The sequence below is a fragment of the Photorhabdus sp. S10-54 genome (assembly GCF_963878145.1).
Lineage (GTDB): Bacteria > Pseudomonadota > Gammaproteobacteria > Enterobacterales > Enterobacteriaceae > Photorhabdus > Photorhabdus kayaii.
The window spans coordinates 90,506-111,698 of sequence record NZ_CAWNXG010000016.1 but is presented as its reverse complement, the minus strand read 5'-3'; the positions used below and the strand labels follow the sequence as shown (position 1 = coordinate 111,698).

Annotated in this window: 16 protein-coding genes, 1 pseudogene and 1 riboswitch; of the genes and pseudogenes, 10 read left to right on the top strand and 7 right to left on the bottom strand. The window is 39.2% G+C overall.

The genetic code is table 11. The features are described from left to right. Window positions 1-130 precede the first annotated feature (130 nt). Both AACQ83_RS11315 and rluE read right to left on the bottom strand, forming a co-directional pair. Window positions 131-394, bottom strand: a pseudogene (locus AACQ83_RS11315) (NUDIX domain-containing protein); the annotation flags it as partial. Then, window positions 387-1,016, bottom strand: a complete 630-nt coding sequence (gene rluE / locus AACQ83_RS11310; protein ID WP_112877756.1) for a 23S rRNA pseudouridine(2457) synthase RluE — start codon at window positions 1,014-1,016, stop codon at window positions 387-389. The gene rluE and the pseudogene AACQ83_RS11315, both read right to left, overlap by 8 nt. A 139-nt stretch (window positions 1,017-1,155) precedes the next feature. On the opposite strand from rluE, the gene icd reads away from it, so the two are divergent. The 4 genes from icd to AACQ83_RS11290 all read left to right on the top strand — a co-directional run bounded on the left by icd (window position 1,156) and on the right by AACQ83_RS11290 (window position 8,492). Next, window positions 1,156-2,409, top strand: coding sequence for an NADP-dependent isocitrate dehydrogenase (icd, locus tag AACQ83_RS11305; RefSeq protein WP_112877755.1), 1,254 nt, complete (start codon window positions 1,156-1,158; stop codon window positions 2,407-2,409). 467 nt (window positions 2,410-2,876) lie between these two features. Next, entirely contained in the window at window positions 2,877-3,272 is a 396-nt protein-coding gene (locus tag AACQ83_RS11300; protein ID WP_112877754.1) for a hypothetical protein, read from the top strand. A 2,561-nt stretch (window positions 3,273-5,833) separates the two neighbouring features. Continuing rightward, window positions 5,834-7,297, top strand: coding sequence for an alanine/glycine:cation symporter family protein (locus AACQ83_RS11295; protein WP_112877753.1), 1,464 nt, complete (start codon window positions 5,834-5,836; stop codon window positions 7,295-7,297). Window positions 7,298-7,673: 376 nt separating this feature from the next. Beyond that, on the top strand, window positions 7,674-8,492 hold the full coding sequence (locus AACQ83_RS11290; RefSeq protein WP_112877768.1) for an N-acetylmuramoyl-L-alanine amidase: 819 nt from the start codon (window positions 7,674-7,676) through the stop codon (window positions 8,490-8,492). A 481-nt stretch (window positions 8,493-8,973) separates the two neighbouring features. Here the strand turns inward: AACQ83_RS11290 and AACQ83_RS11285 are convergent, their stop codons facing one another. After that, window positions 8,974-9,402, bottom strand: a complete 429-nt coding sequence (locus AACQ83_RS11285; RefSeq protein ID WP_112877752.1) for a DUF805 domain-containing protein — start codon at window positions 9,400-9,402, stop codon at window positions 8,974-8,976. Window positions 9,403-9,750: 348 nt separating this feature from the next. Between AACQ83_RS11285 and AACQ83_RS11280 the strand changes: the two genes are divergently transcribed. Both AACQ83_RS11280 and yddG read left to right on the top strand, forming a co-directional pair. After that, on the top strand, window positions 9,751-10,245 hold the full coding sequence (locus AACQ83_RS11280) for a DUF2165 family protein (RefSeq protein WP_112877751.1): 495 nt from the start codon (window positions 9,751-9,753) through the stop codon (window positions 10,243-10,245). Window positions 10,246-10,253: 8 nt separating this feature from the next. Next, entirely contained in the window at window positions 10,254-11,159 is a 906-nt protein-coding gene (gene yddG, locus AACQ83_RS11275) for an aromatic amino acid DMT transporter YddG (RefSeq protein WP_112877750.1), read from the top strand. 115 nt (window positions 11,160-11,274) lie between these two features. On the opposite strand, the gene AACQ83_RS11270 is transcribed toward yddG, so the two are convergent. Continuing rightward, window positions 11,275-11,658 (bottom strand): helix-turn-helix domain-containing protein, encoded by a 384-nt coding sequence (locus AACQ83_RS11270; RefSeq protein ID WP_112877749.1) that lies wholly within the window; start codon window positions 11,656-11,658, stop codon window positions 11,275-11,277. 316 nt (window positions 11,659-11,974) lie between these two features. Here AACQ83_RS11270 and AACQ83_RS11265 point away from each other — a divergent pair, with 316 nt between their 5' ends. Then, the gene (locus AACQ83_RS11265) at window positions 11,975-12,118 is read left to right on the top strand and encodes a PhoP/PhoQ regulator MgrB (RefSeq protein ID WP_112877748.1); all 144 of its coding nucleotides are present in this window, start codon (window positions 11,975-11,977) and stop codon (window positions 12,116-12,118) included. A 169-nt stretch (window positions 12,119-12,287) separates the two neighbouring features. Then, the gene (locus tag AACQ83_RS11260; protein ID WP_112877747.1) at window positions 12,288-13,667 is read left to right on the top strand and encodes an amino acid permease; all 1,380 of its coding nucleotides are present in this window, start codon (window positions 12,288-12,290) and stop codon (window positions 13,665-13,667) included. 147 nt (window positions 13,668-13,814) lie between these two features. Here the strand turns inward: AACQ83_RS11260 and pagP are convergent, their stop codons facing one another. Beyond that, window positions 13,815-14,438, bottom strand: a complete 624-nt coding sequence (gene pagP, locus AACQ83_RS11255; RefSeq protein WP_112877746.1) for a lipid IV(A) palmitoyltransferase PagP — start codon at window positions 14,436-14,438, stop codon at window positions 13,815-13,817. A gap of 600 nt (window positions 14,439-15,038) precedes the next feature. Here pagP and cspE point away from each other — a divergent pair. Both cspE and thiD read left to right on the top strand, forming a co-directional pair. After that, on the top strand, window positions 15,039-15,248 hold the full coding sequence (gene cspE, locus AACQ83_RS11250; RefSeq protein WP_036781809.1) for a transcription antiterminator/RNA stability regulator CspE: 210 nt from the start codon (window positions 15,039-15,041) through the stop codon (window positions 15,246-15,248). A gap of 114 nt (window positions 15,249-15,362) precedes the next feature. Beyond that, window positions 15,363-15,455, top strand: a riboswitch (TPP riboswitch). A gap of 164 nt (window positions 15,456-15,619) precedes the next feature. Beyond that, complete coding sequence (gene thiD / locus AACQ83_RS11245) at window positions 15,620-16,420, top strand: bifunctional hydroxymethylpyrimidine kinase/phosphomethylpyrimidine kinase (protein WP_167405256.1); 801 nt, start codon at window positions 15,620-15,622, stop codon at window positions 16,418-16,420. A 258-nt stretch (window positions 16,421-16,678) separates the two neighbouring features. Here thiD and fbaB read toward each other — a convergent pair whose 3' ends face one another. Next, entirely contained in the window at window positions 16,679-17,728 is a 1,050-nt protein-coding gene (fbaB, locus tag AACQ83_RS11240; protein WP_112877745.1) for a class I fructose-bisphosphate aldolase, read from the bottom strand. A gap of 2,018 nt (window positions 17,729-19,746) precedes the next feature. After that, entirely contained in the window at window positions 19,747-21,123 is a 1,377-nt protein-coding gene (trhP, locus tag AACQ83_RS11235; protein WP_112877744.1) for a prephenate-dependent tRNA uridine(34) hydroxylase TrhP, read from the bottom strand. Window positions 21,124-21,193: the final 70 nt, after the last annotated feature.

Here is a 21,193-nt window from a genome sequence, read left to right as displayed (position 1 = left end):
CTTTCCGGCAAATAAAAGTAATAGATCAAAATTGGCGATTACCGTCAACCCCACCGATGTCATCAATACAAAAAACCTGTGTAAGATCACACTATTTTTAAATCAGAAATACGGTGCGGAATGACGGTTCCATTTCAACTAGAAACAGAAAACGGATAAAGGAGGTGCCGTCTGGTGCAACCCACTGATGAACTTTCAGCAGTGCTTGCGGCTTAGCCTGAATACCGGTTTCTTCCCATAATTCGCGTTCCGCCGCTTGTAACAATGTTTCACCAGCCTCAAGATGACCAGCGGGTTGATTCCATACTGCTTTGCCATTAATTGTCTCTTCAACTACCAGGAATTTATTCTGGGCATGGACAACACAGGCAACTGTGATGTGGGGGCTAAACAAAATTGATCTCCTTCCATTCACCGGGTTTCATCTTGCCTAATTGTAAGTTTCCCATACTAGAACGAATCAGCCGAAGTGTAGGAAAACCGATATGTGCTGTCATTCTGCGCACTTGACGATTTCGGCCTTCATAAAGTGTTATTTTTAACCAGCTTACCGGAATATTTTTACGTTCACGAATCGGTGGATGGCGATTCCAGAGCCATGTCGGTTCATGAACTAACTCGACACCTGCGGGTAGGGTAGGCCCATCTTTTAATATGATGCCATTGCGTAACTTATTGAGAGAGATTTCATCTGGAACGCCTTCAACTTGCACATAATAAACTTTGGCTGTTTTTTTATTCGGTTGGGTTAGCTGTGCTTGAAGTTTACCGTCATTCGTCAGAATTAATAATCCTTCACTGTCACGATCTAAACGCCCGGCAGCATACACATTAGGGAACGGGATAAAATCTTTTAACGTTGTTCTGCCCATTTCATCAGTGAATTGGGGTAAAACATCATAGGGTTTGTTAAATATCAACACTCGACGAGGTACTGTTGGTTTTTTGACAGAATGCGATATTTTTCTTTGGCTGAATCGGTTAAGTTTGTGTTTTTTAATAGCGAAATTTGTCATCATAGATCACTGAATAAAATGGAAGGGGTATTATACATTAGTCTGCTATCAATTGGCGTTCGCAGAATATTCAAGTAGTATTGACACGTCCCTTACAAAAAATTAACAAGGTATTACGCTTACTTGAAAGGAGAGGTTAATGGAAAGCAAAGTAGTTATTCCGGCGGAAGGTAAAAAAATAACAGTCGACGCTAAAGGTAAACTGATTGTTCCGAATAACCCGGTCATCCCTTATATCGAAGGGGATGGGATTGGTGTCGATGTTACCCCTGCAATGTTGAAAGTTGTTGATGCAGCGGTTCAGAAAGCTTATCAGGGTGAGCGTAAAATTTCCTGGATGGAAATCTACACCGGTGAAAAATCGACTCATGTATACGGTAAAGATGTTTGGTTGCCGGATGAAACGTTGGATCTGATCCGTGAATATCGCGTCGCCATTAAAGGTCCTCTGACAACGCCGGTTGGTGGCGGTATTCGTTCTCTGAACGTAGCATTGCGCCAGCAATTAGATCTGTATGTCTGCCTTCGTCCTATTCGTTATTACCAGGGAACGCCAAGCCCGGTCAAACAACCTGAATTGACCGATATGGTTATTTTCCGTGAAAACGCGGAAGATATTTACGCCGGTATTGAATGGAAAGCGGGGTCTGCCGAAGCGGATAAAGTGATTAAATTCCTGCAAGAAGAGATGGGCGTCAATAAAATCCGTTTCCCACAGCAATGTGGTATCGGTGTGAAACCCTGTTCTGAAGAGGGTACTAAACGCTTAGTTCGTGCTGCCATCGAATACGCAATTGATAATGACCGTGAATCTGTCACTCTGGTTCACAAAGGCAACATTATGAAGTTCACCGAAGGTGCTTTCAAAGACTGGGGTTATCAGCTTGCTCGTGAAGAGTTCGGTGGTGAACTGTTGGATGGCGGTCCTTGGGTGAAAATTAAAAATCCGAAAAACGGTAAAGAGATCATTGTCAAAGATGTTATCGCAGATGCGTTTCTACAACAGATTCTGTTGCGCCCTGCCGAATATGATGTTATCGCCTGTATGAACCTGAATGGTGACTATATTTCTGATGCACTAGCTGCTCAGGTTGGTGGTATTGGTATCGCTCCGGGAGCAAACATCGGTGATGAATGTGCTCTGTTTGAAGCAACTCATGGTACAGCACCTAAATATGCCGGTCAGGATAAGGTGAATCCAGGTTCTGTGATTCTTTCCGCTGAAATGATGCTGCGTCACATGGGGTGGACAGAAGCCGCAGATCTGATCGTTAAAGGTATGGAAGGCGCGATTGCCGCGAAGACTGTGACTTATGATTTCGAACGTCTGATGGAAGGTGCTAAGTTGCTGAAATGTAGCGAATTTGGTGACGCGATTATCCAGCATATGTAATCTTATCATCTTGCAAAAACTTCACGGTAGCTAATGCTTCCGTGAGGTTTTCTAACTGCTATAGAGGGTCACTTCACTACGGAGCTTTCTGTATAACTGCCATAAAGGCAATTTTATGTATTTTTTTTCCTAAATAGAGCTTTAGCTGGTTTTTTTATCCTATTTTCAGGTGGTTATCTGTCGTTTTTACCTTTTTATGCTTTATAGCCTTAATTGGAAAATCTCAAGTACTTAAAGGTATATACCCAATGGATTTCAAGATGGATCGCGACGGCAAGGGAGCGAATCCCCGGGAGCATAGAGAACTATGTGACCGGGGTGAGTGAGTGCAGCCAACAAAGAGGCAACTTGAAAGATGACGGGTATATATTGTTGTTTTATTAAGCGTAAAATTTTGCAAGTCATGTATGGCAGAGTGTATACTGAGGTTAATATTCGTTCTGTCTGATAGGGAGAGGGGGTAAAAGATGAGTAGCTCAGATGATAAAAAAATAGAGTTTAGTACGAGTGATGTACTGAATGCTCTCTTACATCGCGGGCAGAATATGCAACATCTTGCAACTCAGGAAAGTGTGGATAATCTGCGCCGTGAGACCGAGGTTAACTTTGCATCACTTGATAAACGCTTTGAATCTATTGATAAACGCTTTGAATCTATTGATAAGCGATTCGAATTAATAGATAGACGCTTCGAATCTATTGATAAACGTTTTGATGTTATGGATAAGCGTTTTGAATCCATAGATAAGCGTTTTGATAAACTTGAAGGTAAATTTGATCGACTTCAATGGTTTATTGTTGCTGCGGCGCTGGCGTTGCTATTCAAAGAATATATTTTTAAGGCGGTGGCTGTTATCCAGTAACTTGCAACCTCTTGCAAGCAAGTTACTGCTAACTCATTCTTCTATCCATTATTTCCTCCCTTTTTCATTGCCTTTTGCTACGGTGTTTTCCAGCTCATACTGAAATGGTCTGAGCTATGCTGAATTCCTTTGCTCGGATGATCAACTTTTGGGGCAGTGCAGAACCGCGCGAAAGCTCGTTTAAAGCTTGAATATAAGGCAGCGTGGAGGCATATCATGGATCCGTATTGGATCCTACTTCTCATTGGCTAAATGCTGCTCGTGCTAGTTCTCATCGAGTGCAATTCGCAATCTTCTAAATTTGTAGAGAATTGCGAACTTATGGCAAATATTTGGCCATTTTTTTCCAATAATCCGATGAGAGTTTTCATGCCAACCAAAGTAGGAGACTTAAGATTTCTATCTTGAGAAGGAGTTGGATGATTAGCTTGGTTTGATGAACGATAAGTAGATATGAGAAGTTAAAACTGGATAGTTAATTTAATAGCGTGTAAAAATCTTTATTATTGGTGTATTTAGGCAAAACCGCTAACGGGAGTTTGTTCTCCCGCTGGTTTTATAACTGTAAATAAAGTACTTACTGTATAATATTTGAAATATTATTATTTAGTTATTGTTTTTCCTTATTAAGAATTTTTTCATATTCCTCCCAAACGACAGATAATGGTGAACTTAAACAACAAATGGATATTGAACCTCCTGATGGAGGGTGATATTCATATTTAGATCTCCCACGATAGACTCTTATAGGTAAATTGTTATCAGTGGGATTCTTCCTTTTTCTTCTTAACATCATTCATAACCTCAACGTATATTGTTTAAATTATGCATTTAGAATAAAAGTGAGATATTTATACAATATTAACTTCATAAACATATTTTTTTTGTAAAAGATAACAAATGAAAATATTAGCAGTAGATAATAAAAGATCCAGTTTTATGTTGCATATGAGAGAAGTTTTTTCATATTTTTCACAATATAGTTTTAATATGAAATAATATTTTAATGGAATTAAAACATAATGTTAATATAATGTAAAGTAAAAGTTGGTTTTAACTATGTATAGTTGGGTTAAGCCTGTTGTTTTTATAGTCTAATGAGATGGCGATTTATCATGTAACTGTGTTGAGAGGATTTTGATGTTTATACCCGTTATCTTTCAAGTTGCCTCTTTGTTGGCTGCACTCGCTCACCCCGGTCACATAGTTCGCTATGCTCCCGGGGATTTACTTCCTTGCCGTCGCGATGCATCTTGAAATCCATAGGATATATAGGTATTCAATGAGTTATTGTAACAAAATGATAGGCGTGATTTGGGTTAAACTGTCTCTAACTGACCATCACGGTAAATTGTCAAAGTTAAGCCTTGCGTTTTTGTGATTTATCCAAGACATCTGTGCTTGTAGTATCCGGTCTTAGGGAAATTTAAAGTGGTAATATCATTGTAATGATTTTAGTTTGCAGTGTACCCGATTTTACTTAGAATTCTGTTGCTCATTCAGCAAATTTTCTACAAATTTTGTTAAAGGTTTGGCCTATCTGGCAGGTAATCAAAGTACTGCTCGATCTTTTATAAAAAAGGATCTTATTATCTCGGTTTTATTGTTGTTTTATTTTAATCCGCTTGTGGAAATATTAGACAATCATCTTATAGAGAATAAAATAATGAGAACGATTAGATATATATTTGAATATATTCAGAGAATAGATAAATAAGCAGAAATGTATTCGTTATAATAAAATAAAGAAGTAGTGAACATTCGTTAAAAACTTTTTAATGTTAATGATAACTTAACACAAATAGCTAAGAGAAAAATATCATTTGTTCTTGTGACTGAGGAAGCCTACAGATAAATGTCAGATATAGGTTGAGATGTTTATTCGTTTTTTGCATGTTATGTTATTTATTGGGATGATATTTTCTACATTGAGTATACGTGTTGGTATTTCATTGTGATCCGATAAGAGAGTTTTTTTATCTTTTTGATTTTTAATGTTTTATGTGATAAATGTCACTATGCGAAATTTTCTAAATTAATGAGGTTTTTTTTGTTAAAGCTGATAATCTGCTCACAAAATTAATCACAATATCTTATTTTTGAATTTTTTTTCTTGATATTAATGGGTTGTTGATTTAATTAACAAGCGGTTCATTGGTAGAACTTCTTTTACTTGTGTGAGGGCTAGAGTAACGGGTTTCATATATGCAGTTGTTGTGAGTCACAGCTTGTTGTGAATCACTGATAGGAGGCATAGCCAAAAGTGTATGAAGTGACTGACGGGCAATAGTCGATTGAATGACATATCTATTAACTATCAGTCAAAAACAGTACACCAAACATTCATTTAATCTGATGGATAATGTAAAAAGGTCAGTAAACATTACACATTAATTTCAAACTTGTGTTACATTCATAGCGTTTTTCTGACCAGTATCTCTGTGTTTTTTTATACAGCATTGTGTTACTTGTTAATTATAAAGGCATATTAAGCGCAATGAATTCTGCCGGATACGATTTTATGGTCAGACTGGGTTTACTAATTTAAGGGGAAAAATATCTTGACGGAACTAATTAGCTTTTTTAACAGTATCCTTTGGGGCTCCGTATTGATTTATCTTCTTCTTGGGGCTGGTATTTACTTCACTATACGCACAGGTTTTATACAGATTCGTCATTTTGGGCACATGTTTTCAGTATTGAAAAACAGTAAAAAATCTGACAGTGCGGGTATTTCATCATTCCAGGCTCTGTGTACCAGCTTAGCTGCACGGGTTGGTACCGGTAACCTTACTGGTGTGGCAATCGCCTTAACGGCTGGTGGGCCTGGTGCCATTTTTTGGATGTGGATGGTTGCTCTGATTGGAATGGCAACCTCTTTTATTGAGAGTACACTTGCCCAGCTGTACAAGACAAAAGACGATAAGGGGAATTACCGCGGTGGTCCGGCCTACTATATGGAAAAGGGGCTTGGAGTACGCTGGATGGGCGTTATGTTCTCCATATTTCTTATTATTGCTTTTGGTCTGGTATTTAATGCTGTTCAGGCAAATTCCATTGTTCAGGCTGCTGCTTTTGCATTTAATTTTGATCCTTTGTATGTCGGCATCGGTTTGGTGATTCTTAGCGGGGCCATTATTTTTGGTGGCTTGCGCTCTATTGCTCGGGTTGCAGAATTAGTTGTCCCTTTTATGGCGATAGCTTATCTGATTTTGGCGTTCTGGGTCGTCGGGCATAACTTTGAACGAATGCCGGAAGTGTTTGCATTGATTTTCAAAAGCGCATTCGGTTTGCAGGAAGCAGTTGCAGGAACCGTTGGTTATGGTGTTGCTCAGGCGATGACACAAGGTGTTCAACGCGGGTTGTTTTCAAATGAAGCCGGGATGGGGTCAGCACCCAATGCTGCTGCTTCTGCTTCTCCATATCCTCCTCATCCAGCATCTCAGGGTTATGTGCAAATGCTAGGTGTTTTTATGGATACTCTGGTTATCTGTAGCGCTACTGCTGTTATCATCCTGTCATCGGGTGTGCTTGATGGCAATATTTCAGGAATAAGTGGAATAGAATTGACTCAGCGGGCATTGTCTTCCGCTGTCGGTGATTGGGGATCTGAATTTATTGCACTGGCTATCTTCTTTTTCGCATTCACATCAATCATTGCGAATTATGCTTATGCTGAAAGCAATATCGTATTCCTTGAACGTAATCATACTGCGGGCTTGATGATCTTACGTCTGGCGGCGTTGGGTATGGTAATGTTTGGTGCGTTGGCTGAATTGCCTTTAGTTTGGAAAATGGCTGATTTGTCTATGGCATTGATGGCAATTACCAATCTGACCGCTATCTTGTTGCTTTCTGGCGTCGCATTTAAACTCGCAAAAGATTACAACCAACAGAGACGTGTCGGTAAGTTACCGACATTTGATATTAATCAGTATCCTGAAATTCAGAAAAAGGTCGAAGTCGGTATTTGGGAAGAAACGGCAAATCTTGCTAAATCGAACCAAGCGGCTGGTCACAAGTGAAATGCTAGAACAAAGTATATACCCTATGGATTTCAAGATGGATCGCGACGGCAAGGGAGAGAATCCCCGGGAGCATAGGTAACTATGTGACCGGGGTGAGCGAGTGCAGCCAACAAAGAGGCAACTTGAAAGATGACGGGTATAGTTAGTACTATTTAACAACATAGCGGCTAATAGCCTTTCACGTTTCATTTGTTATTTTTGCCTTATTTCCATCTAAGTTATGGGAATAAGGCATCTTCATTTGTGCTTTATGTCAAGAACAAAACCGATAGTTTTATGAAAAAATCATGTAAAACATAAATTTTATTTTGTATTCATTTGATTTCTTTGTGTTATTATATTGCTTTCAATTAATAGGTGGGACAGGGAAATGATGAAGAAGATCATATTGGTTGGCTTATTTATGCTATTGGCGGGGTGTTCCAACCTGGAAGATCGGGGCGCTTATAAAGTTGATAGCTCTTTTCCTTCGCAAGGTCAAAATGACAGAGTAAGGTTTTTGGTGTTCCATTATACCGCTGTTGATGATAAAGATTCTTTACGTATACTCACTCAGGGTGGTGTTAGTGCTCATTATTTGATCCCATCGTTACCGAATTATGTGAGAGGAAAGCCTGTTATTCTACAACTGGTTCCTGAAGATAAGAGGGCATGGCATGCTGGTGTTAGTGGATGGAATGGTCGGAAAGACTTGAATGACACTTCGATTGGCATTGAAATTGTTAATAAAGGATTTACGGAAATGCTACTTGAGAAAGAGTGGTATCCGTTTAATGAGCAACAGATCGATCTATTAACGCGTTTGGCGAAAGATATTATTCAACGTTATGGCATTGAACCTATTAATGTCGTTGGTCACAGTGATATTGCACCTTTGAGAAAGTATGATCCAGGCAAACTTTTCCCTTGGAAGAATTTGGCAGAGCAAGGTATTGGTGCATGGCCTGAAGATGCAACCGTTGAAAAATATATGGCTGGCAGAAAATGGCATGATGGTGCTTCTGTTGAGTTAATCCAGAAGACATTGGCTAAATATGGCTACACCATTCCACAAACGGGTGTGCTTGATGAAGATACCCGTAAGACCATCAGTGCATTCCAGATGCATTTCAGGCCAGATGACATCAGTGGTAATCCTGATGCACAAACTGAATCAATAGCTCTGGCTCTGGTTGAGAAATATAAAAAATAGTTTTCACTATCTTGTGAGATCGTGCCATAGAAAGAACTTTATTGGAGTGACTTTTATGGCATGGTTTTTCTCATAAACTCTATAAATTTTCATGATCTATTCTTCGAACTTTTCTTCACTTTGTTTTAACTGTAGTAACAGCCTTACCTCGGCAGTTGTTGATCATATCTTTCCAACTGTTGCTATTTTAACGCACGATTGCTTTCGATATATACCCAATGGATTTCAAGATGCATCGCGACGGCAAAGGAGTGAATCCCCGGGAGATGTTACCGGGATGAGCGAGTGCAGCCAACAAAGAGGCAACTTGAAAGATAACGGGTATAGTAGATTGTGGTGAGAAATAGCAATAGAAGTAAGGTGATGGCTAAGTAATAAAATATCCAATGTATATAAATAATCGTCGCTTTATTTTATAATGACTATTACTATTTTAAGTAATAGTCAGATTAAATGAAATTTTTGCGATATGGAGAAAATATTACTCTTTATTATGATTTTTTCCTCCTGGCAGAATAAATGCAAGAATAATCCCAATTAGGCTGATAAAGGGTGAATACATTATTATTTTGTCGGGAAAATAGTTTGGTAACACACTGCACAGGTAAATAAAAATAGAGATTAGCCAGCCATATAACCCCACGTCATTGAATCTGTAAGCTGTTTTTATGATTAAATAGTAAACCGTAGCGAAGGAGCACATTGCCCATAGGCCAATAGAGATCATATACAACCACACTGATAACTCATATTTCATGTGGGTGGCATAATTGTTTTCTGCTAGGTAACCAGAGAGAAAGATTAATATTCCGAAAATAATCGCTATTTTAATAAAACTAATAATATAATCTTTTCTACTCAATTTTTGGCTGAAATAGCTTTTTATTGAACCAGCTAGAGAATCGTTCATAAATAATAGTCAGGTAAATAATAATGGATCAGATAATAACTGATCTAATGATAGTATGAACAGAAAAATATCAGTCAGATTTTAGATGAAAATATTTTAAACGTAATTCTATGATTAAATATGTGGAAATAGGGTGATGATTGTTAGATTATATGATATAGCCGTTATCTTTCAAGTTGCCTCTTTGTTGGCTGCACTCACTTATCCCGGTCACTCCGGTCACATAGTTATCTATGCTCCCGGGGATTCGCTCCCTTGCCGTCGCGATGCACCTTGAAATCCATAGGGTATAGTTTGTGTTCTTTATGATCTTTTCGGCGCTAAAACCATTCTTTGAGGACTTGACAAATGATTATTCGCTTATCTAAGACTTTGATGATTTTTGCAATAGCTTTGTTTGCGACATTAGCGGCTTTTGGCAATATCACAGACTATGCTACTAATTTCGCATTTGTACAGCACGTATTTATGATGGATACCATTTTCCCAGATACGACTATTACCTATCGTGCAATTCATTCACCAGTGCTACATCACATTGGCTATATTATGATTATTTCTTTAGAAAGTTTAATGGCAGTGTTATGTTGGATTGGCGGTATCTATTTACTGGCGAATTTAAAATCTAATGCTGCCATTTTTAATAAAAAGAAAGCTGTTGCAATAGCGGGTCTGACCTTGGGATTCTTGACTTGGCAGGTGGCATTTATGTCAATTGGTGGTGAATGGTTTGGGATGTGGATGTCTAAACAGTGGAATGGTGTATCTAGTGCTTTCCATTTTTTTATCACTATCATTCTGGTACTGATTTATTTGATTCAGTATGACAGAGAACTAGAATAAGAATAAATATGGGGATAGATGTGAAAGCAAGGATAGAACAACACAAAGCGACCCTGTACGGAATATTGGCGATTGTATTGTGGAGTACAATCGTTGGGTTGATAAGAAGTGTGAGTGAAGATTTTGGGCCTGTAGGTGGCGCAGCGCTGATTTATACAGTTGGATCGATTTTTCTGATTCTGCTAATCGGCTTCCCAAAAATTAGCGCCTTTCCCAGAATCTATTTGTGGCTTGGGAGTCTATTGTTTGTCAGTTATGAAATCTGTTTATCGCTTGCATTAGGTTTTGCCAATAATCGTGCTCAAGCAATTGAATTGGGTATGGTTAACTACCTGTGGCCAGGTTTTACTGTTTTACTTGCCGTGATTATTAATAAGCAGAATGTGAACTGGTGGTTATATCCTGGTTTATTATTGTCTATTCTGGGGATCGGTTGGGTGATGAGTGGTAATAATGGCTGGTCACTCAGACAGATGGTAGGAAATATCCAGAGCAATCCATTAAGTTATGGTTTGGCTTTTGCGGGGGCAATTATTTGGGCGGTGTATTGTAACATTACAAAAATAATGGCGGCAGGTAAGAATGGCATGTCGTTGTTTTTTATCCTGACGGCTTTCGCATTATGGGTGCAATATTTCTTCACATCACCTCCTGAAATGGCGATAAGTCTGCGTAGTGTCAGCATATTATTGTTTGCTGGCGCGGTTATGGGGGTGGCGAATGCCGCCTGGACCGTTGCGATCATCAGAGGACATGTTGCATTATTGGCTACACTATCTTATTTCACGCCGATTATATCGACGGCTTTTTCATCATTGCTTCTTAGCACCGCACTCTCTTTTTCATTCTGGCAAGGGGTGCTAATGGTTACCATAGGATCAATTATCTGTTGGTTAGCGACTAAAGCCAGATGATACCTGTTAAGTGAAGGTATCAAGGATGAGTGTGAGATGGCGTCCTTTGTGGCAACGCCATCGTTGTTTCTTCCTAAATATTTGAGGGGGCATTTAAGGTTCTCTGGTTACCGTGTCACGAACAGTTAGTCGTGAAATGAAGAGGTAATTTAACTTCGAGCTCAATCTCTGGATTCTGCCGGAAATCATAGGGAGTTATGCCATACTCTTTGCGGAACATATAAGTGAAATGAGACTGAGAGCCAAAGCCGAAATCTAAGGCGATATCAAAAATAGGCAAAGCGCTGTTTCTTAAAAGATGAACAGCGCCGGCCAGGCGTCGCTGGCGGATATATTTACCAAGAGAAATTCCGGTGACTTCCTTGAATATTTTCTGCATGTGCCAAAGCGAGTAACCGGAGTAAGTTGCCAGTTCTTCCAGATGGATTACCCGGCCAAGGTGATTCTCAATCCATTTGCTGAGAGCACATACAAGTGCTAAGTGATTATCCTGTGGCATTAACAATTTTGTTCTGGTTGAAAGTGAAAGGAAGTATACACAACTTTTTCTAAAGATGACAAAGCCTTGACATAACGATTTAAATTGTAACTGAATGTGACAATTGATTTTTTTGTTATAATGAATAGAATCCACATGGTTAGTATTTGTTTAAATGCGTTCTGATTACATTGTTAGCATGCATACTGTTGCCGGTTCGATTTTTTCACAATGAAAGCACAGGATGAATATTTTTCTTGTTTCATTGTTGTAAAATATCATTTTTCAACTTTATTCTTAACGTATTGCGTTCTGACCGAACTTGAAGGAAATAGAATTGGACATAAAAAAAACCATTGCAATCTTAGTATTACTTGGAATATGTCTGTTCTTGTACCTGTTAGCTTTGGATAGCTATTGTGATCAGGGGGAACAGTTTGATTCAGGTATTTGTTCTGTGACTCGATATCTGCCTTTCTGATTAGTTGTTGATACTCATCAGCCATTTTCCCATCATATATCTGTGCTAACATATATCTTCGATATCCACCCTTTAAAGCTAGTGTTTTGTTTGCTTTGAATAAAGCAGATAAGGGGAAGCGGTTGTTTTCCCACTAATAACAAGATAGAAGTTGTATCAAGAGGACAAGATGGCAGGACAATCGCAGCGGTCAACACTTAAACGCGGTTTAAAAAACCGGCATATTCAACTTATTGCTTTGGGGGGGTCTGTCGGGACTGGGTTGTTTCTCGGTATTGCACAAACTATAAAAATGGCAGGTCCCTCCGTAATTTTAGGATACGCTATCGCAGGCTTTATTGCATTTCTGATTATGCGTCAGCTAGGAGAGATGGTAGTCGAGGAGCCAGTAGCGGGGTCGTTTAGTCATTTTGCGTATAAATATTGGGGCGATTTTCCCGGGTTTTTATCAGGCTGGAATTATTGGGCGATGTTTACTCTGGTCGGAATGGCTGAATTAACGGCTGTGGGAATGTACATCCACTATTGGTGGCCTGATATTCCAACCTGGGTTTCTGCAACCGTCTTCTTTGTTTTAATCAATACGGTAAATTTAATTAATGTCCGGTTATATGGTGAAACAGAATTTTGGTTTTCCATCATTAAAGTGACCGCAATTATCTGTATGATTGTTTTTGGTTCTTACCTGTTAGTCAGCGGAAATGGCGGGCCTCAGGCCAGCATTACTAACCTTTGGCAGCATGGTGGCTTTATGCCTAATGGGATCTTCAGCCTTATTATGGCAATGGCTGTAATCATGTTCTCTTTTGGTGGATTGGAACTGGTGGGTATTACCGCAGCAGAAGCGGAAAATCCACGTATCAGCATTCCTAAGGCCACCAATCAGGTGGTATACAGAATATTGATTTTCTATATTGGTTCTCTGACTGTGTTATTGTCGCTTTATCCGTGGGGCAATGTCGTTGAAGGTGAAAGCCCATTTGTTATGATTTTTCATAACCTGGATAGTTTCTGGGTGGCTAACATTCTGAATATTGTTGTCCTAACAGCCGCATTGTCCGTTTATAACAGCGGTGTGTATTGCAACAGTCGGATGCTGTATGGTTTAGCAAAACAAGGCAATGCTCCTGGAATGTTGACAAAAGTTAATGAAAGTGGTGTTCCTATCAGAGCCATTGTCATGTCTGCTTTGGCAACATCCATTGGCGTATTGATTAATTATGTGATGCCGGGTAAAGCATTTGAGTTATTAATGGCGTTAGTGGTAACAACGTTGGTGATTAATTGGGTCATGATCTGTATGGCGCATTTAAAATTCCGGGCAGAAAAAGTTAAACAGGGGATAGAGCCGTCATTTAAGGCGTTTTGGTATCCATTTGGTAATTATCTGTGTCTGGTTTTCCTTGCTTTTATACTTGTCATTATTTTGATGATGGATAGCATCCGTATTTCAGTTATCTTGATGCCATTCTGGGTGGGGGTGTTATGGATCGGGTTTTTAATGTCCCATTCTCGCCGTAATAAAATGAAAACAGAGGATCAGGGATAATATCTATACCCTATGGATTTCAAGATGCATCGCGACGGCAAGGGAGTGCAGCCAACAAAGAGGCAACTTGAAAGATAACGGGTATACTTGGATTATCACTATAAAAATACCAGGCTGATGTCACGCAGCCTGGTATTTTTTATCCGGTTACCACTGCCAACGTAACCAGGCGAAGAGTACATTACCGTTGTTATATGTGCCGGGAATATACGTTCCTTGAAACGATAACCGATCATATTCTATGGAGAATAACGGTAATGGGAGTGGAATAGGGACATAATAATAATCATGACGAGCTGTAACGCTCAGAGTGAAACCAATTCCCATTCGGAAACCATCTAAATCACCGGGTATCCACATCTTCTGAAATCCATAGCCAACGATGGGTTCCAAACGGTTATGAGAATCCATAAAAGCCATTGCATAAAGGGAATGCCAATCGTTGTCTTCGTCGTAACGATATTTACCATAGCCGAAACCCCAGGGCCGCTCATTATATTTATCGGTTTTCTCTTTATCGTAGGTATGTCTGTTATGCCAAGTAATTACCGGCAGATAAAGTTCATTGTTGGGTGCATCCCAGGTGAGAGCGACATTATTGTTGAATTTTTCCCATAAACTGCTTGAATTGTTGCCATAACTGATCGGAGTGTGAGATTCAGTGGTTGCTAATGATTTGTTAGCAGTATCTGCCGTTGTTGCAAACACTGTCCCTGATGAGACTAAAAGAGTGGCTGATAGGGTACAGGCTGCGGTTAAATCAAATTTCATTATTTATTGCTCCAATTTCCCGACAACATAAATTGGGAAGATCCTTTGTATCACGTAAAATATGACAAACGTCTAAATTCAGGAATTCTACTCTTGCTATTTTCAATAAAAGTTAAACGAAAAATTAATATTAAGATGTAATAGGTATTAACTGGGTATATTTAATACTAATATTTTAGTTAACTAATATTGGGAATGTGTTGATTTTTTCTTTCACTCAAACAGTAGAGATTGGTCTCTATGACCGTACTATAGATATAAAAAATCTAATAATAAGACAGGCAAAATAAATTAGGATTATTTATGTTATCTGGGGTTTTGTTGAGTGGATAAACTGTAAGCTAATTAGGATAACCTTGGTTTTTCAAATTTTTGCAGCTATGTTAAACAATAATTGTTGTTAAGAATTTTAAATATGTGCGTTAGCTCCATAGCTGATAAAAAATGGCTTGCCATCATATTAAGAATATGTGATAAATCGTTCGGGTAAACGAGGTATGGTTCTGTTATACAGCTCTGTTAATAGCAGCAACTTGCTCTAGTTTTTATGTTGCGCCGAACGGCGAATTAGAATTAAGTGATCCGAAGGAAATTCTTAAAATGGCAAAAATCACTGGTACTGTAAAGTGGTTCAACGAATCTAAAGGTTTTGGTTTTATTACTCCGGCTGATGGTAGCAAAGATGTGTTTGTACATTTTAGCGCTATTCAGAGCGAGGGTTTCAAGACTCTGGCCGAAGGTCAAAAAGTTGAGTTTGAAATTCAGGACGGTCAGAAAGGTCCTTCTGCGGCAAACGTTACTACAGCATAACTTCTTTTTGTCAATCATTTTGGATTGACGAAGTAAATTTGTTGTCTGTTTGATTTTTTATTGGCAACAATGATATACCGATATCACCCTGTTAGTTATCTGATAGGGTGTTTTTGTTTTGACTCGGGGTGCTCTTCACAGAGCTGAGATGAACCCGTAATACCTGATCTGGATAATGCCAGCGTAGGGAAGTCGAGGTGTCTTTTCCTGATATACCCTATGGATTTCAAGATGCATCGCGCGGCAAGGGAGTGAATCCCCGGGAGCATAGGTAACTATGTGACCGGGGTGAGCGAGTGCCGCCAACAAAGAGGCAACTTGAAAGATAACGGATATACTTGCTTTCCTTTTGCTGGTTGGAAGGGGTACCTATGATGAGAATCAATTCACTGACAATTGCCGGTACTGATCCTAGTGGCGGTGCTGGCATTCAAGCCGACTTAAAAACTTTCTCCGCACTTGGTGCTTATGGCACAACAGTAATGACCGCGCTTGTTGCGCAAAACACCTGTGGTGTGCAATCTGTTTATGATATCGATCCTACTTTTGTTGCGGCACAGCTTGAATCTGTGTTGTCAGATATCAGAATTGATAGCGCTAAGATAGGCATGTTATCCAATGCGGCCAATGTTGCCGTCGTTGCCGACACAATAAGCCGTTATGCCGTTCCTTATGTTGTATTGGATACGGTAATGATTGCGAAAAGTGGCGATCCGTTGTTGGCGCCGGAAGCGGTTTCCGAGGTTGTTGAACGATTGTTACCGAAGGTTTCGTTGATTACCCCAAATTTGCCGGAAGCCGCAGCGATATTGAAATGCTCTGTAGCAAAAACCGAAATGGACATGCAAAAACAAGGGCGTGAACTATTATCGCTAGGATGCGAAGCCGTTTTACTGAAAGGCGGGCACCTTACAGAACATGAAAGCCCTGATTGGCTATTTACTGTTGAGGGAGAATGGCGTTTTACTGCGCCCAGAATCAATACTCGTCATACTCATGGAACAGGATGTACGCTCTCCGCTGCACTGGCTGCTTTGCGTCCGCGTTATTCGAATTGGCAGACAACACTGCCTGTTGCCAAAGCATACCTCCAGGCGGCGTTAGAACAGGCGGACTCGTTAGATGTAGGAAAAGGAATCGGGCCTGTGCACCATTTTCATCAGTGGTGGTGAGAGTAGCTGATTGGTGTTTTCAGGATTTGGTGAGAAAGTGATAATGAATTAGGTGATTATGCTGTGAGAACAGGATAACTCAACGTTGGTAGCGACTTACTATCTATACCCTATGGATTTCAAGATGCATCGCGACGGCAAGGGAGCGAATTCCCGGGAGCATAGATAACTATGTGACCGGGGTGAGCGAGTGCAGCCAACAAAGAGGCAACTTGAAAGATAACGGGTATATTCATTATCACCGGCGACAAGCTTTATTTACGCGATAGTCACTTGCTTATCCAGATAGACATCTTGAACCGCATTAATCAGCTCAATACCCTCTTTCATGGATTTTTTGAAAGCTTTACGGCCGAGGATTAACCCCATGCCGCCTGCGCGTTTATTAATGACGGCAGTACGAACGGAGTCACTTAAATCATTATTACCGGATGCACCACCTGAGTTAATCATACCGGCGCGACCCATGTAGCAGTTAGCTATCTGATAACGGACCAGATCGATAGGATGATCGGTAGTCAAATTAGTGTAAACACGTTTATCGGTATGACCAAAGCCAATCGCCGTATAGCCGCTGTTATTTTCGGCCATTTTTTGTTTAACGATATCGGCACCGATAGTGGCTGCTAAATGGTTAGCCTGGCCTGTGAGGTCTGCACTGGAGTGATAATCTACCCCCTCTTTTTTGAAGGCAGAATTACGTAGGTAGGCCCACAATACCGTTACCATGCCCAATTCATGCGCCCGTTTAAAGGCGGCTGAAATTTCCTCAATTTGACGCCGTGATTCGATAGAGCCAAAGTAAATTGTTGCTCCAACGGCAACAGCACCCATCTCGAATGCTTGTTCAACACTAGCATATAAAGTTTGATCATATTGAGCGGGATAGCTCAGTGTTTCATTGTGGTTCAGTTTAACCAGAAATGGGATCTTATGAGCATAACGACGAGAAACAGCGGATAACACGCCATAAGTAGAGGCAACACAGTTACAGCCGGCTTCAATAGCCAGTTCAACGATATTTTTTGGATCGAAATAGAGCGGGTTTGCTGCAAAAGAAGCGGCAGCAGAATGTTCTACACCTTGATCCACCGGCAAAATAGACAAATAACCCGTACCTGCAAGGCGACCATGATTTAACAATGTTTGCATGGAGCGCAGAACCGTATTGGGTCGGTTATTGTCGATCATTACGCGATCAACAAAGTCGGCGCCTGGCAGATAAAGATTTTCACTCGGAATGGTATTGCAACGATGTTGCAATAAACTGTCCGCATCTTTGCCTAACAACTTAGCGATATCAGTCATGTCTTACTCCAGTTATGAAAAGATGCTATCGATTGTCATTTATCCTTTTTAGGATAACAAGTTATATTGGGAGGGAAGTGGTAGTGGATCGCTTCAGGTAGGATTTTAAAGAGAATTTTATTACCAGGAAAGTGGCTATTTAGTGTAAGAGTGACATAACCATTCTTTAGATGATTGATATGGGTGTGAAATAGTTAGCTATGCTCCCGGGGATTCACTCCCTTGCCGTCGTGATGCATCTTGAAATCCATAGGGTATATACCCGTTATCTTTCAAGTTGCCTCTTTGTTGGCTGCACTCGCTCACCCCAGTCACATAGTTATCTATGCTCCCGGGGATTCACTCCCTTGCCGTCGCGATGCATCTTGAAATCCATAGGGTATATATATGGATATTTTTCTTTCAATTATGATCAGATTGTCTGAATTACTTTAAATTCATATAAGTAACGGTTATTATTTGTAATAAATAACCTATTGATTAATATTGAATTATAATATTATTTCTATAACTTAATTAACCGATAAATAAGAATGTTATTTATAGCTTTCTCTTGTCTATCGTTAAACTGATTATTTTATTATATGAGTTTTTTGTAAAGATTTAATATGTTTTTATATCGTTTAAATAAGTTTTATACCCGTTATCTTTCAAGTTGCCTCTTTGTTGGTTGCACTCACTCACCCCGGTCACATAGTTATCTATGCTCCCGGGGATTCGCTCCCTTGCCGTCGCGATGCATCTTGAAATCCATGGGGTATATAAGGCTGAGTATTCATATTTTTTGAACGCTATTAGATATAAATTTTATTGATTTTAATTATTTATGTGAATAATTTTTTATTTTGTCAATTTATTTATAACTATGTTGCGCCATTATATGGTAAATAGCCATTTTTGACGTCAATATTCTTAAATCTATATAATCCTGTAAGCAACAGTCAATATAGTTATTTATTCTTTCGTAAAAGTGATAATAATACAAAATAATAATTATACTAAATTTTTAGTTTTGATTGTATTCATCAATCAATTAGCTGATTGATGAATACATCAATATAGTTTGATTTTTTCACGGATGAAAAATTTCTCATGTTTCTATTGCGAATAGTGATATTTTGGTTTTCTTCCATTTACCAAAAGTAATTTATTATTACGTTTTCTCTTTAGTAACTTGTTTGCAAACGATTTTTTATAAAGTCATTGGACCTGTTGATGTAAGCTGAGTTTGATAGATGAAAGTTGACTGTTTATTACTGTTATTTGCTAAGCTGATTTTTCTTGATGTTATTGTTAGATGATATTTTTCACGCTGATCCGGTGTAAAAATGCGTTTCTATTGTCTTTTGGTTTACTAAGCAGCTCCTATTGCGGGATTAAACTTCATTTCTATGAGGGGGTAACAGGTACTGCGCTGTCGTTTATCAGCTTTGGGGTGATTTGGCTATTTTACCCTTATTTATATTGTGGATATATGAAACAAAAGCCGTTTTTTTGGGTTATTAAGTCGATATAGTCAGGTAAATGTTGAACTAATAGTTTTAACAATAAGTAAATTGTAATTATCTGTTTTCATAATCTTTACCTGATTAATTCTATCAAATTGTATAATATTTGGTCTAAATATGATGGATTTCCTGAATTATTAAACAGTGGAAAATTTTAATTACATTTCTTTAGATAGTGTGATATTTCAATAAGTAGAAATATTTTCTTATTAATATTCAGGGTATCAGAAACACATGAATATAAACATTCATTGATTTAATAGTTAAATTTATCTATTTAATTAATCGTGTGAATGAATTCTGTAACTTGTTGATTTTATTTCCCGGAGCGAAAAAGAAAAGGCCAGCTCAAGGGAGATTGAGCCGGCCAAGGAGGTGGTTCCTAGTCTTACTGTAAAACTTTTTTAATTTTTTATTTTTCACCAACAATACTACGGTAAATAAAATAGTATTGATGTGATCTGTTTCTAAAAAAAGAAATATATCATCGTGAAGAGGGGATATTGATGATTATTTGTCTGAGTCTCGGTTCGTTTGAGGATATTGAGAATTAATACCATTTAGATTACGTATTAATAAGGCGTAATTAATATCAATTTGTTTAGGAATTGGTAAATAGGCAATATACCCATCCCCAGGCGCAACTTCCATTGGTTGGCCTTTTTTATCCTGCATTGCTTCCAGTGTAAACTGGATATTGCCTGATGGTGTCATTAATTCGAGACGGTCTCCGATCATGAATTTATTCTTGACAGCAACTTCAGCCAATCCGTTGACTCGCTCACCTGTAAATTCACCAACAAATTGTTGGGTATCGGATATCGAGTAACCGTATTCATAAGTCTGATAGGCATCATGGGTATGACGGCGCAAAAATCCTTCGGTATAGCCGCGATGAGCAAGTCCTTCTAACGTTGTTAGCAGCGTTGGATCAAAAGGTTTCCCTGTAACGGCATCATCAATGGCTCGGCGGTAAACTTGTGCTGTGCGAGCGCAGTAATAGAAGGATTTTGTTCGTCCTTCGATTTTCAGAGAGTGGACGCCCATTTTAGTTAATCGCTCAACATGTTCAACTGCACGTAAGTCCTTGGAATTCATGATGTAAGTACCATGTTCATCTTCGAAAGCTGACATATATTCACCAGGGCGTTTTGCTTCTTCGAACGTAAATACTTTATCTGTTGGAGTGCCTTTTCCCAATGTTGGTTCGATACTTTTTGTCGGTATCGGTTCATGCATATGCACAATATTACCGATATCATCTTCTTTGCCTTCTTGGACATGATATTCCCAACGGCAGGCATTAGTGCAGGTTCCCTGATTGGGATCTCGTTTATTAATATAGCCGGATAATAGGCAACGACCGGAATAAGCCATACACAACGCGCCATGTACGAAAACTTCCAGTTCCATATCGGGAACTTGCTGGCGAATCTCGTTAATTTCATCCAGTGAAAGTTCACGGGAAAGAATGACCCGAGTTAGTCCCATTTGTTGCCAGAATTTTACTGTCGCCCAGTTAACCGCGTTAGCTTGAACGGAAAGATGAATTTCCATTTCAGGAAAAGCTTCACGAACCATCATAATCAGTCCGGGATCAGACATAATGAGGGCATCAGGTCCCATATCAATGACAGGCTTTAGATCACGGATAAAAGTTTTCAATTTGGCATTGTGAGGAGCAATATTAACCACAACGTAAAAACGCTTACCAAGTTCATGAGCTTCTTTAATGCCGAGTGCCAGATTTTCGTGATTAAATTCATTATTGCGAACACGCAGGCTGTAACGTGGTTGACCAGCATATACGGCATCTGCGCCATAGGCAAAAGCATAGCGCATATTTTTCAGTGAACCGGCAGGGGAAAGTAATTCTGGAGTAAACATGGTTAAAAAATTCTCGGTTTGAGTTGAGATGAATTTTCACTATAAAAAGTAAGGATAAGGCCGGGGATTC

Coding starts and splice junctions, on each gene's coding strand:
- pagP (WP_112877746.1), bottom strand. CDS start 14,438: ATGAAATTTGATTTAACCGCAGCCTGTACCCTATCAGCCACTCTTTTA.
- fbaB (WP_112877745.1), bottom strand. CDS start 17,728: ATGACTGATATCGCTAAGTTGTTAGGCAAAGATGCGGACAGTTTATTG.
- AACQ83_RS11290 (WP_112877768.1), top strand. CDS start 7,674: ATGAAGAAGATCATATTGGTTGGCTTATTTATGCTATTGGCGGGGTGT.
- thiD (WP_167405256.1), top strand. CDS start 15,620: ATGATGAGAATCAATTCACTGACAATTGCCGGTACTGATCCTAGTGGC.
- trhP (WP_112877744.1), bottom strand. CDS start 21,123: ATGTTTACTCCAGAATTACTTTCCCCTGCCGGTTCACTGAAAAATATG.
- rluE (WP_112877756.1), bottom strand. CDS start 1,016: ATGACAAATTTCGCTATTAAAAAACACAAACTTAACCGATTCAGCCAA.
- AACQ83_RS11280 (WP_112877751.1), top strand. CDS start 9,751: ATGATTATTCGCTTATCTAAGACTTTGATGATTTTTGCAATAGCTTTG.
- cspE (WP_036781809.1), top strand. CDS start 15,039: ATGGCAAAAATCACTGGTACTGTAAAGTGGTTCAACGAATCTAAAGGT.
- AACQ83_RS11260 (WP_112877747.1), top strand. CDS start 12,288: ATGGCAGGACAATCGCAGCGGTCAACACTTAAACGCGGTTTAAAAAAC.
- AACQ83_RS11285 (WP_112877752.1), bottom strand. CDS start 9,402: ATGAACGATTCTCTAGCTGGTTCAATAAAAAGCTATTTCAGCCAAAAA.
- AACQ83_RS11270 (WP_112877749.1), bottom strand. CDS start 11,658: ATGCCACAGGATAATCACTTAGCACTTGTATGTGCTCTCAGCAAATGG.
- icd (WP_112877755.1), top strand. CDS start 1,156: ATGGAAAGCAAAGTAGTTATTCCGGCGGAAGGTAAAAAAATAACAGTC.
- AACQ83_RS11300 (WP_112877754.1), top strand. CDS start 2,877: ATGAGTAGCTCAGATGATAAAAAAATAGAGTTTAGTACGAGTGATGTA.
- yddG (WP_112877750.1), top strand. CDS start 10,254: ATGGGGATAGATGTGAAAGCAAGGATAGAACAACACAAAGCGACCCTG.